General features: G+C 69.9%; 17 protein-coding genes and 2 pseudogenes. 13 read left to right on the forward strand and 6 right to left on the reverse strand.

Annotated features, from left to right (window positions below; all coding sequences use genetic code 11):
- Positions 1-59: 59 nt before the first annotated feature.
- The 9 genes from CUT83_RS00235 to CUT83_RS00270 all read left to right on the forward strand — a co-directional run bounded on the left by CUT83_RS00235 (position 60) and on the right by CUT83_RS00270 (position 6,471).
- On the forward strand, positions 60-1,334 hold the full coding sequence (locus CUT83_RS00235; RefSeq protein WP_101253846.1) for a hypothetical protein: 1,275 nt from the start codon (positions 60-62) through the stop codon (positions 1,332-1,334).
- Between the two features lie 89 nt (positions 1,335-1,423).
- On the forward strand, positions 1,424-2,458 hold the full coding sequence (locus CUT83_RS00240) for a hypothetical protein (protein WP_101253847.1): 1,035 nt from the start codon (positions 1,424-1,426) through the stop codon (positions 2,456-2,458).
- Between the two features lie 14 nt (positions 2,459-2,472).
- Positions 2,473-2,952, forward strand: a complete 480-nt coding sequence (locus CUT83_RS00245; RefSeq protein WP_240958545.1) for a hypothetical protein — start codon at positions 2,473-2,475, stop codon at positions 2,950-2,952.
- Entirely contained in the window at positions 2,952-3,806 is an 855-nt protein-coding gene (locus CUT83_RS00250) for a hypothetical protein (RefSeq protein ID WP_101253848.1), read from the forward strand. The genes CUT83_RS00245 and CUT83_RS00250 overlap by 1 nt, the downstream gene beginning before the upstream one ends.
- A gap of 142 nt (positions 3,807-3,948) precedes the next feature.
- Positions 3,949-4,188 (forward strand): hypothetical protein, encoded by a 240-nt coding sequence (locus tag CUT83_RS00255; RefSeq protein ID WP_101253849.1) that lies wholly within the window; start codon positions 3,949-3,951, stop codon positions 4,186-4,188.
- Positions 4,189-4,201: 13 nt separating this feature from the next.
- The gene (locus tag CUT83_RS00260; RefSeq protein WP_101253850.1) at positions 4,202-4,387 is read left to right on the forward strand and encodes a hypothetical protein; all 186 of its coding nucleotides are present in this window, start codon (positions 4,202-4,204) and stop codon (positions 4,385-4,387) included.
- 120 nt (positions 4,388-4,507) lie between these two features.
- A complete protein-coding gene (locus tag CUT83_RS29720) occupies positions 4,508-4,984 on the forward strand; it encodes a hypothetical protein (protein WP_143688443.1) in 477 nt (158 codons plus the stop codon).
- A gap of 205 nt (positions 4,985-5,189) precedes the next feature.
- Positions 5,190-5,678 carry a hypothetical protein gene (locus CUT83_RS00265; RefSeq protein ID WP_101253851.1) on the forward strand — a complete coding sequence of 163 codons (489 nt, stop codon included), beginning with the start codon at positions 5,190-5,192 and terminating at the stop codon, positions 5,676-5,678.
- A 157-nt stretch (positions 5,679-5,835) separates the two neighbouring features.
- Positions 5,836-6,471 (forward strand): hypothetical protein, encoded by a 636-nt coding sequence (locus tag CUT83_RS00270; protein ID WP_143688444.1) that lies wholly within the window; start codon positions 5,836-5,838, stop codon positions 6,469-6,471.
- On the opposite strand, the gene CUT83_RS00275 is transcribed toward CUT83_RS00270, so the two are convergent.
- Positions 6,432-6,620, reverse strand: a complete 189-nt coding sequence (locus tag CUT83_RS00275; RefSeq protein ID WP_143688445.1) for a hypothetical protein — start codon at positions 6,618-6,620, stop codon at positions 6,432-6,434. The two genes, CUT83_RS00270 and CUT83_RS00275, sit on opposite strands and share 40 nt — an antisense overlap.
- 156 nt (positions 6,621-6,776) lie before the next feature.
- Here CUT83_RS00275 and CUT83_RS00280 point away from each other — a divergent pair, with 156 nt between their 5' ends.
- Positions 6,777-7,502, forward strand: a complete 726-nt coding sequence (locus CUT83_RS00280; protein ID WP_143688446.1) for a hypothetical protein — start codon at positions 6,777-6,779, stop codon at positions 7,500-7,502.
- A gap of 274 nt (positions 7,503-7,776) precedes the next feature.
- Here CUT83_RS00280 and CUT83_RS00285 read toward each other — a convergent pair whose 3' ends face one another.
- From CUT83_RS00285 to CUT83_RS00300, 4 genes and pseudogenes are all read right to left on the reverse strand, one after another.
- The gene (locus CUT83_RS00285; protein ID WP_240958546.1) at positions 7,777-8,829 is read right to left on the reverse strand and encodes an ADP-ribosylglycohydrolase family protein; all 1,053 of its coding nucleotides are present in this window, start codon (positions 8,827-8,829) and stop codon (positions 7,777-7,779) included.
- A gap of 218 nt (positions 8,830-9,047) precedes the next feature.
- Entirely contained in the window at positions 9,048-9,365 is a 318-nt protein-coding gene (locus tag CUT83_RS00290) for a hypothetical protein (protein WP_240958548.1), read from the reverse strand.
- 40 nt (positions 9,366-9,405) lie between these two features.
- Positions 9,406-10,208: pseudogene (locus CUT83_RS00295) on the reverse strand (IS5 family transposase).
- 18 nt (positions 10,209-10,226) lie between these two features.
- Positions 10,227-10,694: a hypothetical protein gene (locus CUT83_RS00300; RefSeq protein WP_101253856.1), complete on the reverse strand. Its 468-nt coding sequence runs from the start codon at positions 10,692-10,694 to the stop codon at positions 10,227-10,229.
- A 586-nt stretch (positions 10,695-11,280) separates the two neighbouring features.
- Here CUT83_RS00300 and CUT83_RS00305 point away from each other — a divergent pair.
- Positions 11,281-11,535, forward strand: coding sequence for a hypothetical protein (locus tag CUT83_RS00305; protein ID WP_240958550.1), 255 nt, complete (start codon positions 11,281-11,283; stop codon positions 11,533-11,535).
- 19 nt (positions 11,536-11,554) lie between these two features.
- Here the strand turns inward: CUT83_RS00305 and CUT83_RS31480 are convergent.
- Positions 11,555-12,422, reverse strand: a pseudogene (locus tag CUT83_RS31480) (transposase).
- Positions 12,423-12,826: 404 nt separating this feature from the next.
- On the opposite strand from CUT83_RS31480, the gene CUT83_RS00320 reads away from it, so the two are divergent.
- Positions 12,827-13,324 (forward strand): hypothetical protein, encoded by a 498-nt coding sequence (locus CUT83_RS00320; protein WP_101253858.1) that lies wholly within the window; start codon positions 12,827-12,829, stop codon positions 13,322-13,324.
- A 415-nt stretch (positions 13,325-13,739) separates the two neighbouring features.
- The coding region (locus CUT83_RS00325; protein WP_143688447.1) for a DUF2637 domain-containing protein at positions 13,740-14,180 on the forward strand (441 nt) is incomplete at its 3' end.

The raw sequence follows: 14,180 nt of genomic DNA on the forward strand, positions 1-14,180 counted from the left end.
CCTCTCGCCTGGCGCACCCACCACCGCACCCGAACCACCTCGAGAGGACACCGCACCCGATGACCGCACAGCAGCCCGACCCGGACTCGGAGGACGCGCCGGACCTTGAGGACGCACAGCCCACTGACGGCCCCCGGCTCACCGGCGGGCAGAAGTTCGTCCTCGGCGCCGCCGGGGCCCTCATGCTCGGCACCGGCATCGCCGGAGCCGTCGGCACCTACACCAACGTCTCCGTCGAGTTCGGCCGCGCAGCCACCGCCCTCGGTGTCGTCGCCGGAGGGGAGGGCGTCACCCTCATCCTCGCCCTGGTGATGCTCGGCCTGACCATGCTCGGCCAGCCCTCCCCGGCCCCGGTCCGCGCCGGCCTGTGGGGCGCACCGATCGCCGCGGCGGTCACCTGCCTGGTGGTCGCCGACACCGTCACCGAGGCCGTCGTCTACTCCATCACTCCGATGGCCATGTGCGTCGCTGCCGAGGGTCTGGGCCTGCTGGCCCGCCGCATCGTCACCCACCGCACCGGCATCGACATGGAGGCGCTGCGCCGCAACGCGCGCACGATGCAGCGCCTGGCCTACCACCGGGCCCGCGCAGCCAAGCACCCGTCGGAGCGAGTGCGCTGGTACTCCGAGCGCGTCTCGTGGCGGCTGGCCCGGCAGGTCGGTGTCGGCGACGCCCAGCTCGGTGCGCACCTGGTCACCGTTCAGCGCGGCCGCCTCGGCCAGGGCGCCGACAACGCCCTGGCGGACATGCTCGGCCTCACCGAGGCCCCCGCCCTGCAGCCGGGACAGGACACCGAGCGCGACACCGAGACACCCGCCCTGGAAGCGGAGCGGGACACCCGCGACAGCGAGACACCCGGCACCGAGACAGGACAGCAGGACAGCGGGCAGGACAGTCCTGTCCCGGCTGGTGCCGCGCGCCCGGAACCCGAACTCCTGCACCGCGCTCCCATCCCCGCCGTCCCGGTCGAGCAGCAGATCGCCGACCGCGCCGCCCTCGTCCTGACCGCCTCGCCGGACCCCCAGGACAGCCGGGACACCCCTGTCCCCGCCCCCAGGACGGCGGTGTCCCGCCCGGCCCAGGAGCGGGAGGAGCAGGTACTGCCCGCTGCCCTGCCGCCCCGCCCGCCGCAGAACACCCCGCCGTCGGTGAAGGACACCGTCGTCGACGCGATCTACGACGGGGTCGGCGAGAACGACCGCGACGTCCTGCGTGCCCGTGTCCAGGCCGTGCACGGCGACGTCCCGGCCGGGACCTTCCGCAAGTCCCGCACCCGCGCCATCGACGCGATCCTCAAGGCCGCCGCTGAGCACGGCACCGGCTTCTACGCCTGATCGCTCTGGCCTGCCCCGCGCGCGGCCGCCGTCCGGCCGGACTCCCTTCCCGGCCGGACGGCCGCCCCAGACCCTGACTCGAGGAACCGATGACCGACCACACCACGCAGACCCCCGCCAGTACCGACGACTGGTGGGACCGCCTCTACAACCGGGACGGCACCGAGCAGCCCCAGGCCCCCACCGTCGGGGAGGGGTCCCGGGTCCGGCCGGTCACCGGCCGCTCCGGCCGCTTGCCGGACTGGCGCCGCGGCCCCGCACCCCTGCCCACCCTGTCTCCGGAAGAAGAGAACACGGGCACCGAGACGGGACAGCGCGACACCGAGACAGCGCGACAGGACACGGGACAGGACACCGATGTCCCGGTCGTCCCGCGACAGAGCGACGGACAGGACACCGAGACCGCCCCCGCCGACAGCGAGACGGGGAAAGAGGGGAACGGGCAGCTGGCCCCTTTGCAGCGCTTCCAGGCCCGTCTCCGCAAGCAGGACACCGAGCCCGCGCCGCAGGACACCGCCGGGACGGACAGCAGCCCGGGACAGGACACCCCCGCCCCGGACACCGAGAGACCCAGGCAGGACACCGGGACGGACACCCCGCCGCCCGCTGCGAAGTCCCGCGTTAGGGCGGCCACCGACGACCGGACCCTGCGCGTCATCGCCTTCAACGCCACCGCCGCCAGCGCCGGATACGCCACCGGCCTGGTCTCCCTCCTCAGCAGCGCCCTGCCCGCCGCCGAACAGGCCGCCACCGGCGTGTTCGCCTCCCTGCTGACTGCGGCCGGAGCCATCACCGCTTGGAAGCTGACCGGCCTGGAGTACGTCCGCGTCGTCCTGCCCCAGCCGCTGGTCTCCCGCATCGTCCTGACCACCATCGCCGCCGAGGTCGCCCGCCGCATGGGCCCCCTGCCGGTGGTCTGGCTCGACCAGCACGGCACCGCCTGGGGACTGGGTCCGGGCGCCATCTCCCTGCTGGCCACCACCGCGGGCATGTGCGGCGGCCTGTGGTGGCTCATCGACCGCCGCATCCGCCACTGGCACTGGACCGCCCGCTGGCTGGCCCGTACCCCCCTGGCCTCCGCGCTCCTGGCCACCGCCCTGTACGCCCCCGGTCCCTCCCTGTGAAAGGCCTCCGTACCGTGTTCACCGACCACCTCCTCATCGGCGCACCCGAGGCCGTCCAGGGCATCACCGGCGGCCAGATCCTCGGCGCCATCACCCTCTCCGGTCTCGCCCTCGCCGCCGGCATCATCCTCGTCCTTGGCGTGCGCGGCAGCGACCGCATCAAGCTCAACACCAAGGAGCGCACCGGGGGCGCGGCCATCGTCACCGGCATCCTGTGGATGGCCGCCGGCGGCACCTGGGCCGACATCGTCCAGGGCGTCAACAGCATCCCCGCCTCCGTCCTCGGTGACGGCTCCGGCCTCGGCGACCCCGGCCAGGGCGGCATGGCCCTGGCCCTGACCCTCATCACCTTCGGCCCGCGCTGGAAGCGCATGGTCTGGCCCGCGTTCTTCGGGCTCGCGGCCGCCGTCTCCTACGGCCAGGCCGGCGGCATCTGGGGCATCTTCGCCAACGCCGTCCGCATGGCCATCGGCCAGGCCACCGGAGCGGCGTGATGAGCCTGCGCGACGAACTCCTCGTCCCCTTTCGCGGCCTGCGCCGAGGGGACCTGTTCACCGGGTCGGCCGTCCTGGCCCGCCACCTCCTGCGCGCCCTGGCCGCCGCCTGGGCTCTGTCCCGCAAGGCGGGACAGCGAGACACCACACCACCTGTCCCGGCTGTCCCGCCCCAGCGTGGCAGCCGGGACACGGGACAGGACAGCCAGGACACCCTGACCGTGCACGCCGAGCAGCCCGTGCCGGACAGCCCGGAACAGGACAAGACCAACAAAGAGGGGAGAGGCCGGCCCAAGGCCTCTCCCGGCAAGCAGTCGGCCCGCGGCGCGGCCGACCGGCTCGAGAGCCTCGCCATCGCCATCCTGGCCGGCCTCGTCGCCCTACCCCTGCTCTCCGGCGTGGCCGCCCTCATCACGCAGACCCTGGCCCCCTACCTTCTCCCCGCCGCCGGCGTCGCGACCGCCGCCTGGGTCATCGCCGCCCTCGCCCTCGCCCCCCGCGAACAACCGAAGAAGGAACCCCGCGACGGCACCGAACCGCGCTCCCCCGAAGAGGTCCACGCGGCCATTGTGGACTGGGCCCGGCAGATGATCGGCAACCGCAACGGCGTCCACCTCGCCGACCTCCTGGACAACGCCCACGCCCATCACCTGCTCACCGACCTCGACCTGCCCGCCTTCCGCACTGCTTTGGAGGGCTGGGGAATCCCCGTGCGGCAGCAGCTGAAAGTCACTGGCCGCAACCGGCCCGGCATCCACCGCGACGACCTCCCCGCAGACCCCAAACCGGCCCCCTCCCCAACCGAGGCCGTCCCCATCTACCCGACCGAACTACCCCCGCGTCTACCTGCATAAATACCACCCAGCTACCCCCGCCTACCCGCCTATCTACCACCCCGACTACCTCAGGAGAGACCGGCGGGTGAACACCGGCCGCCCGCCCGCGCGGCCGCCGGTATGCCCACAGGGACACCCCAAGAACCTTCAGGAGGAACCCGTGTACCGGTACCGCTGCCCCCAATGCCGCACCACCTCGCCCGCCGTCCCCAGCCACCGCGCCGCCCAGGCCGAGGGCCAGCGGCACCGGGACCGCTTCCACGGCGGCCACCACCCCGACGCCGAGGAAATCCTCACCCCCACGAAGCCCTGGAAGGACGCGCCGACCGGTGACAAGGCGGTCTTCTTCACCGTCTTGGCCATCCTGCTGATCCTTGCCCTCGCCCGCCTGCTCAGCTGAAAGAGAACCCCCGATGGACATCTGCGAGACCGAGGCCCTCGAGCACCAGGAGGAGGCCGACTTCCTCGCAGCCGAGCTCCTGCGACACGCCGCCGCCAGCGGGCACCCGGCCGCACGGCGCGAGACGCAGACCCGCTACCGCGAGCTGTGCCACCAGGCCACAATACGCACCCGCCAACCCAACCCCGGACCGACCTGACCCGCTCCGTCGTGCTGTCCCGCCAGGACACCCGGCGGGACAGCGAGACACCAAGACAGCAAGGACAGGACACCGGGGCGAGACACACCCATCCGAGACACCAGGACAGGACACCGAGCAGTGGCCACCCACTACGGCTACCTGATCACCCGAACCGACGACCCCAACCAGCCGCCCGAGCGACACGTGCTGCACCGCGGCATCGTCGTCGAACTCTGCGACCGCGACACCAAGACCATCACGGCCGAACTCCTCACGCAGAACCGCGCCACCCACCCCTACACCGGCCCGCAGCGCTGCGAGATCTGGCACCAAACGGCCGACCAGCTGCTGCCGCAGTACGCGCCGATCAGCGCCGAGCAGCACGACGACCGACTCCAGGACGAGCCGCCATCCGCCAAAACGTTCGACCCGCCCCGGCCCACCCATCCCACACAAGACGAGACAGGAAAACACCAAGATGATGCTGAAGAAGACCCTGTCGATGAAACCCGGCACCCAACCGGAACCGCAGTACGAGACGGTCTACGACACCAAGCGCGGCGGCCACTACCCACCGAAGAACAACCAGCCGAAGCCGAAGAACGACTGACATGACTACAACCTTCCGCAGGAACCCGAGGTCTGACACACCATCCCCGGACCCCCTGTACAACCGCCCGCACAGCACCGTAGGAACACCATGCAGCAGCAGCCCACGCCTCCGCCCCCGCCCCCGCCCAGATGGGGGCCGCCCGCCCCGCAACCGCCGAAGAAGGAGCCCCACCCGGCGAAGATCGCAGGGCTCGGCTGCCTCGGTGCCTTGGCCCTGCTTTTCCTCATCGGCACCGTCGGCTCGATCGTCGCCCCCGTCGAGAACGAGGACGACACCAGCACCTCCGCCCCGGCCGCCAGTTCGCCCCCGGTTCCAGAGAAGACCGAGCAGGAGAAGAAGGAGCCGGCAAAGAGCGAGGAGCCAGAGCCCGCCACGAAGAGTCCCGAGCCCAAGGCGACAACATGGCCGGACAACGGCGCACCCTTCCCGCCCGAACCCGCTGCGGAACACTGGGCCGCGTTCATCAACGGCCTGGAGACGATCGACCCCGACATCGTCCACGGCAAGGAGGAGAAGGCCGTCGACCGCGGCCGGAACCAGTGCACCTCCAATCGCGACAACCCCAACGACGAGGCCAAGCTGATCGAGCTGACCAACGCCCGGTTCACCAGCCCCAACCACCCCGATGGATTCGGTGAAGCGAAGTCCACCCGCATCCTGCAACTGGTGCGCGACCACATCTGCCCTAGCGCCTGACGACCGACGGTGCGCCCCGCCCGAGCATCTCGCCGAATGAGGCGCAGACGCGAGCAGAACTAGTACCCTTCGTCACGAAAAGGTCACTCCGGCACCGGTCACATACCTCACGGCTACCGTGGTCCCGCCATACAGGACACCCGTGGGGGACCACACCATGCGCACCAACCGGAGCATCGCGGCGCTCCTGCTCACCGCTGCGTTACCGCTCGCAGCCTGCTCCAACGGCGACGACGCCGGCGAAGCCCGCACCGAGCCCGCCAAGACCAGCAGCCCCGCCCCGAGCACCAGCGTCGACTGCACTGACCAGAGCCTGGACCAGGCCGAGTGGATGGAGCACTGCGCCGACCAGCCCGGCACCGGCGGCGACGGGCAGCCAGCCTCCCTGGAGTTCGGCAAGACCTACTCCTGGCCCGACGGGCTGAAAGTCTCCATCACCGAAGCGCGCATCTTCACCGACTGGAGCGAGTACGAAGAGCCCGACCCGAGCATGTACGAGTTTCGGCTCAAGCTGAAGGTCACCAACGCCAGCAAGACACCGGTCAACCTTGACGAACTGTCCACTGTCGTCGAGGGCGCCACCAACGGCGGCGAGGCATATGGCACCGAGTACGAGAACGACGCCGCGCCTCTGAGCGGGCGCCTCGCCCCTGGCATCACCACAGTGAAGACCGAGGACGGGGCGCTGGAGAAAAAGTACGGCAAGAACATCGTCGTCACCGTGCAGCGCGTCACCGAAGACTTCGAGACCGACTACGAGTTCCCCGAGTTCACCGGCACCATCACCGAGTGACCACCGCCGCGAGGTTGTCCCTGCGAGCGGCGCTGCGCCTGCAGGAACAGCACGACTTGCTGCATCACCACCCCAGCGATCAACAACAGAACCACCACCCGCGTGACCAGCAGCACCGCCAAGCCCTCGGGGCACACCATGATCAGCACCGTGCACAGGACGAGAACCGCCGTAACCCGGCCGAACACCACCAGATACCGGCCCAGCGCCGAGCGCCGCTACCAGGCACACAGGCAGGGCCTGTCCGGCGGACCAGAAACAGAAGACCCCCACCCCGGCTGCCAGCATGGCGCTTTAATGCCCGGATGATGGACTGGACACAGATGCACGACTGCTACGGGGACGTCGACCGTGTCCCCGAGCTTCTGGAGCGGGTAGAACTCGAGGACAACACCGAAGTGTGGGAGGAGCTGGGGTACCGGCTGGTCCTCGAACACGACCTCGTCTTCCCCGCCGGCTTTGCCGCCCTGCCGCGCCTGGTGCGTCTCGCCCCCAGGAGCGCACAGGCACGCGAACTGGCCGGAACGATCCTGCGACGCGCGGCAGGACACCACGGCCGCGACGATCTGCTGGCCGACTGCGCCGACGCGATCACGGAGTTCCGCAAGCTGCTGGACCGGCACCTGCAAACGCGACCGGCCGACTACCTCGAGACCTTCCTCGATCTGCTCGCGGCCAAGAAGCAGTACCACTGGAGTGCCGTCCTGGGTGACTTCACGGACGACTTCTACCACCTGGCATGCCCCCACTGCGCCGTGGAAGTGACGATCGCCATCGGGGACCACGGACGTTATTCGGCGATCCGGGACTGGCACCTGGGAGACGTAAACCGCCGCAGCCTGCGGCCAGCATCCCCCGAAGAACTCCCCGGCATCGGCCGGTGGATGCACGAGACTGCCGTCCGAGACGGGCACGCGGCACTCGCCGACGGAATCGCCCACCTCTTCGGCAAGGCCGAATGCCCCCACTGCGCCAGCATCTTCACCATCGCGGACGAGTACACATCCGCCAACCACCCCGTCCTGCGATAGACCACGATGACTCGGCGGTAAGCGGGCAGGCCTCCGACTTCAACCCCCGAGGCTTCTCTGCTCACACCTCCTTGGCGGAGGTGGAAGGCGACCTCCTACAAGGTCGGATCCTTCCCGGCCGGGGACCAAGCACTCACACAGCCCCAGCAGCCTCCAAGCCACGGTGGCGCAGGCCTATCTCGGCTTCCGAGAGCGTCTCCGGCCCGGTGTTCCTGCACAACCCCGAGCGCTCTCCGTCCGGCCGTGCTGCGGCCGCGGGGATCGTCCGCGTCTCCTACCAGCCGGGGTAGCGGGTCAGCCAGAGAGGATCCTTGGCATCGGTGTACTCACTGCCGCCGGGGGACTCGGTCAGCTCGGCCACCAGGTCACGCGCCAGGACGTCCAGTATCCAGGCGAGTTCCAGGCGGCTGACGGGACCGGTGGGCAGTGCGTCCGCGCCGTGCGCGGCTCCCAGGAGCGCGCCGGCCACACAGCCCACCCCCTCGCCGTGCGGGGCACCGGCCGCGAAGCGCAGCGCGGCCCCCACATCGGCCCGGCCGGAGAAGGACGCGGCGACGTACACACCGCCGAGCAGCACCGCCTCGGCGGTGGCATCCGGGGCGAGGAGGGCGAGCCGCGCGGGGTCGGCGGGCTGCCTCTCGGCACCCTTGCGCGCGTCGGCCAGCCGGGCGGCCAGACCACCGGGCAGGTCCCGTGCGGCCTGTACGGCCTCGGTCCCGGCCGTGAGAGCCTGCGGTACCGACGCACCGTGCAGGCAGTGGCCCACCAGCACCGCCGCAGCCGCCGTGGCGCTCTGCGCGGCGGCATCGCCATGGGTCAACGCGGCCAGTTCACGGGCCCACCGAACCCAGGCAGACCCTTCCCGGCCGGCGGGCAGCACGCCGGCGGCAAGGGCGCGGGTCAGCGCGTGGCAACCCCGGCTGGCCGTCACCGGCCTTTCCACCGTGCCCTGCTCAAGCCCGGTCAGCGCCGTCACGGTCGCCGGGGCCGAACCGCGCCGCTCGGCCAGCGCGGGCACATCGGCGAGCCAGCCGTCCGGCCATGCCTTGTCGGCTCCACCGCCGGCCCAGCGGCGGCGGAACCGCTCGGGCTCGATGCCCTGCCTGGCCGCCCACCGGCAGTACGCGTGCCACACCACCGACGGCGGATGGCAGATGCCCTTGTGGGAGCCGCGAACACAGGCGCGGATGAGGCCCTCGACGGTGAAGCAGGCCAACTGGGTACCGACCCCGGCGCGCAGCGGACCCCGCGCGGGCGGCGCGCCCCCGGCGGCCCCGAGCGCATCCCCCGCGGCCAGACCGAGCAGCAGACCACGGACCCGGGACACCGCCGGCACACCTTGCACACTCACGCGGAGACCCTACGGGAGGCGGCCGGACCGGACCAGGAGTGGAAGCGGACAGTGCTCGTCGAGGCCACCAAAACCAGCGCGGCCACTCGGCCACCGAACCGCTGCCGTCACTGTCCGCGCACCCGGCACTCGAAGGACGGCCAGCAGCCGGACCGCGGACACTGGACTGCGCGGGCACGAAGTAACAGGTCATCTCATTTGGCGTTCGGAACGCTCAAAACGAGCAGGGCAAGCTGGTGCAGCCGTTGGTAGTACTGGCGGCCTGATGGGGCGCTGATCTGCGGAATGACTCGAGCCAGGTCCTCAAAGCGGGCCTGCAGGATGCGTCTGCGCTTCGGATCGAGGGCGCCGCCGTTGTTGAGCCACGTGCAGACGCAGCCTGCGGTATCCGCGTCGAGCATCACCATGTCGATGCCTTCGAACTCAACACCTCGCAGGTCGGCGGGGAAGTCGGCGTCGAGGTGCTCCCGCCACAGTCGGGCCGCGTCCCGCATCTGCTCGGACCTGGTCACCGAGCCATCATCCTGCACACGGCCGTGTCCTCGGTGCAGGTCAGGTGTTCATGCGGCGGTAGCAGATGAGGGTGCAGGCGATGCTGGTGAAGGCGAGGAAGTGCTCGGCCTTGCGCTCGTAGCGGCGGTGAAGGCGCCGGCAGCCGGTGAGCCAGGCCATGGTGCGCTCGATGGTCCAGCGGTGCCGGCCCAGCCGCTGCGAGGTCTCGATGCCCTTGCGGGCGATGCGGTGCCCGATGCCCCGCTGGGACAGCCATCGCCGCAGGTGAGCGTAGTCGTAGCCCTTGTCCGCGTGGAGCCTTCCGGGCCTGCGACGGCGCGGCCCGCGGCGGGAGCGGATCGGCGGTATGCCCTGCACCAGCGGGATCAGGGCCTGGCTGTCGTGGAGGTTGGCTCCGGAGATGCCCACGGACAGGGGCAGACCGGTCCGCTCGGTGATCAGATGGATCTTCGACCCGTACTTGCCCCGGTCGACTTCGATTCGGACCGGTCAGGTCCCCCTTTTCATCGCCCGCATGCTCACCGAGTCGATCGCGCACCGCGACCAGTCCAGTTCACCGCGGGAGCCGAGTTCATCCAGGACCAGGCGATGCAGCTTGGCCCACACCCGGGGGCCCGGGTCCACTCGGTGAACCGGCGGTGGGCCGTCGCCCCGGACGGCCCGAACGATGCGGCGGGCAGCTGCTGCCACGTACACCCCGACGTCACCACGAACACGATCGCAGCCAACACCTCCCGGTCGCCGTACCGGCGCCGGCCACCACCCTGCGGCCGCGACGGCGCCTCCGGCACCACCCGCTGGAACAGCTCCCACAGCTCATCCGGCACCAGCCGCTCAACAATCCCCACGACCTGTCGCGCCTACGACTTGTTTGAGCAGTCGGCCTCGGTCCAGGTCGCCTGGAGGTCACGGCAGACAATGGTGAGCGTGCCGTCCCAGCAGGCGATCTCGTGACTGCAGCCGTCCCCGTGCGGCAGGATCTCGTCGAGAATCACAGTCCCGAGGTCCGTCCCTCGGCCCTCGTCGGCAGGATCGATGACGAATCTGGACACCCCTGCGTAGCGGATGACGAGGTCGTGGTCATGTTTCCAGCAGTTGTGCTGGAACTCGACCTCCATCTCCTCGCCGTCGGCGCCCCGGACGGCCCCAAGCTTCAGGTCCTTCACGCATCGCCTGCTCTGGAAGTCGTAGTGATCCGTGTCAGTGGCGAAGGCCCGGGCGCCCGGCGGCAGATCACCAGAGATCGAGGGCAGGCGCTCCAGGTACCGAGCCGGGTCCAGGATCCCTGACAGGTTGCCGACCTGCACATCGAGATTGACGTACTCCACTGGTCTTCGCCTCCGCTCGTGGCTTCCTACTGGCCGACGAATCGTCGCACGGAATCACCAAATGAGACGACGTCTAAATACGACCGTCGCCCACCACACACATCAATGGCATGCCGCTTCGGACGGCGGCCAGACTTCAGGAACTCCCGGCGACGAAACCGCACACCTGGACCGAACGTCCATGCAGCACTGGCATGCATCAGCGGCCGCGCGGCGTGGTAACGCGAAGTAGAGATAACTGTGCGACCACCTCTGGCACTTCTTCGCCGACCGCCTGTGGCGATCCCGCAGGCGGGACGCCAGGGGTAACGGTCGATGGCTCCGCCAGGAAGGCACTATCCGTAGCCGGGGCAAAAGTGCCAGAGGTGTATCACGTGCTGCGTCAGGCAACGTTCGCCCTGTCCTCCCGGATAGGTGGCGGCAGGCAGATGCGGATGCGGTCCGCATAGTCTCGTGGGGTGCATTCTCATCTGAACTTCGAGAACCCTCCGGCTCTGCCTCACGAGGCGGTGGTTGAGACGAGGAGCGGGCTCTGCGTGACCGCTCGGCGGAGGGCGAGGCGGCGGATGTCCTGGTCGGGACCGCGTTGAACGACGATGACGCGAAGTTCGTCGAGCACTGGTGCGTGCAGGTCGGGACGCGGGCTGTGTCAGGAAGTCCACTGCTCGGGCTGGCCGGCCTGTGCCTGGGACGCACCGCTCGACGCTTCGGGCGACTCAGCGATGAGGCCCTCGCGCTGGCGAAGTCGTTGGCGGCGCGGGCCGAGGTCAACCCGACGGACGTGGATGGGCGGGCCCTCGACGGTTATGACGATGTCCAGAGCTTTCTGCACCTGTGGTGACTCCGCCTGCCGCGCCGAGTCAGGCAGCGTTGGTCCTGCTCACGAGGGCTTTGGGGCGCTTGTCCGTGGCGTTCTTGTTCCGCCAGATGATGTAGTGGCGGATCATGCTGCCCTGGGCCTTGTGGCTGGGGGGGCAGTGTCGTCGAGCGCGAAGTAGCGCAGGGCCGTGAACTGGGCCTCGATCCGGTTGAGCCAGGAACTGTTGGTCGGGGTGTAGGTGATCTCGACGTTGTTGGCGTTGACCCAGCCCCTCCACGCGGTGGCGGCGCCTGGTGGTCAGGTAGGACGAGTAGTTGTCACAGATGATCGCGATGGTACGTCCGCCGGGTGCAGAGAGCGCAGGTAGCGGCAGAACTCCAGGGACTTCGACCTGTTCTTCGTCTTCTCGATATAGCCGTAGAGCTGCCCCTTGCCCAGGTCGTAGGCGGCGAACAGGTGCCGGACTCCGTGCGGGCGGGTGTAGGTCGCACGGCGGCGCAGCCGTGGCTCGCGCTTGGGGTCCTTGTGTTTGCCGCCGTGTTCGGCCCACTGGCGGCCGGGATGGGGCTGGAGGTTGAACGGCCCGAACTCGCGACCGGCCTGGACTTGGCAATCTTCTTGATCTTGCGACGTTCGGACAGGGTGAAGGTCCTGGGCCGGCCGCCCTTGTGCTTCGGGTAGAGCGAGGCGAAGCCGTCGGCGTTGAAGTTGTGGATCACATCTCGGACCCGGTTCGGGTTGGTGAGTGTCACCCTCGGCGACTTTGGCCACGTCCACGCCCTGCGCCGATAACCAGCACCATCTGGGCCCGTTCCAGGTCACCACCGACCCGGTCCCTCGGCGGACGATCCGCAGCAGTCGCTGCCCCTCGTTGCCATCGATCCCTGGACCCGCACACGCTCAGCCACCCGCACAGCATGACGCACACGCGCCGCCCGGATCAGCACCGGACGACACGTCACAACAGGGCGAACGTTGCCTGACGCGGCAACGCTACAAGCCCCCGGACCAGCAGCCGCCCACGCACCCAGCTCAGAGGCCAGTCTGATCGAGGACACCCGGGTCCCTATCGCAGTGCGGCCGAACTGCCCAAGCACCGCTCAACCGCACCCGAGTACCTCACCCGCCGCATCCGGCCCTGCCTGCAGCACATCCAACACCCCCGCATCGCTCTCATCGCCAGCTGCCCCGCCAGGTCGGCCTGGCCCGCAGAAGTACGACGAGGCCGCGCGGGCGCCGCAGGCAAGGACCGGTGCGTACGAGGCCGGCCGCTAGGCGGGGGCCAAGCCGCACCGTCTGGGATGATCGCGCGGTGTTGCGAAGTGTCGAGATCACCGCCGAACTGGTCTACCCCCGGCGAGACGAGGCCTTCCACAACCTGCACTGGCAGCAGAGACTGGAACTGAGCCTGGACTGCTTCGTCTGCGGACGCACCGGGCGCACGACCTCCTTCCGGTACGGGCAGGAGCACGCTCTCTGCTCAGCCGACAGGGAGCGTCCCGAGCATCCCGCCGCGGCCCGGATCGCCGCCTTCGACATCACCGACGAGCGGGAGCGGACGGCACTGCGGGCCGTCGTCGACTACTGGTGGGCGCCGTTCCACGACGCCAAGCGCGACCAGGCGGCTGCCGCATTCTCGCTCACGCCATGGGTCCGCCTGCACCTGGGGTACCACTGTCCGCAGGCCCGGCAGTCCGGGGCGTTCGGCATCCAGACCAACATGGTCCGGCCGGCACGCGACGCCTGCGGCCACTGCGATCACCCGCTCGCCACCAGTGAGGAAGCCCCTGCCGTGCGGCTCCTCACCTGACTTCTGCCCGGGCGCCGCCACCGGGCCAACCCGAAACCCCAGCCCGCTCGGAACACCCCGACCACACAACCAAACGGACGGAACCAGGCCGACCACAACCGACCCGGCGAGCGCCACAAGCAGCGCGCGACCACCTGTGCCGCCCCGGCCTCACGTAAGAAGCTGCTGCCTTCCCAGAAACCGCGCCACGGGAAAGCGGGGGAGTGGCAGCAGAGAGCCTCCCACCCAGCGGGAAGACGGCAAGGAAGCCCCGTTTCCGCAGGCCAGAGCGCGATTAGCTACCCGAGTGGCAAACACCGAAAAGAACTTCCCGGAGCGCGCCCCCCTCCCCGGCTACCCGCAGCAGGCACCTGTCCACTCCAGAGCACGCCCGCCCCGGCGACCACTCTCACGAGTCCAGCAAGCCCTTGCCAAGGTGGTCGTCGCCGGGGCGGTGGTGATCGCGGCGATCGGCTTCGCCGGATCGTACGCCGCCGTCCGCGACCTCGCCGAGCAGAAGGGCTTCGGCGGCTTCGCGCCGTTCTTCCCCATCGGCATCGACGCCGGGATCGTGGTGCTGCTCGCCCTGGACCTGCTGCTGACCTGGATCCGCATCCCCTTCCCGATGCTGCGGCAGACCGCCTGGCTGCTGACGGCCGCCACCATCGCCTTCAACGGCGCCGCCGCCTGGCCCGACCCGCTGGGGGTCGGGATGCACGCGGTGATCCCGGTGCTGTTCGTCGTCGCGGTCGAGGCCGCGCGGCACGCGGTCGGCCGGATCGCCGACATCACCGCCGACAAGCACATGGAGGGCGTGCGGATCTCGCGCTGGCTGCTGGCCTTCCCCTCCACCTTCCGGCTGTGGCGCCGGATGAAG

Source organism: Streptomyces barkulensis (assembly GCF_002843305.1).
Taxonomy (GTDB): Bacteria; Actinomycetota; Actinomycetes; order Streptomycetales; family Streptomycetaceae; genus Streptomyces; species Streptomyces barkulensis.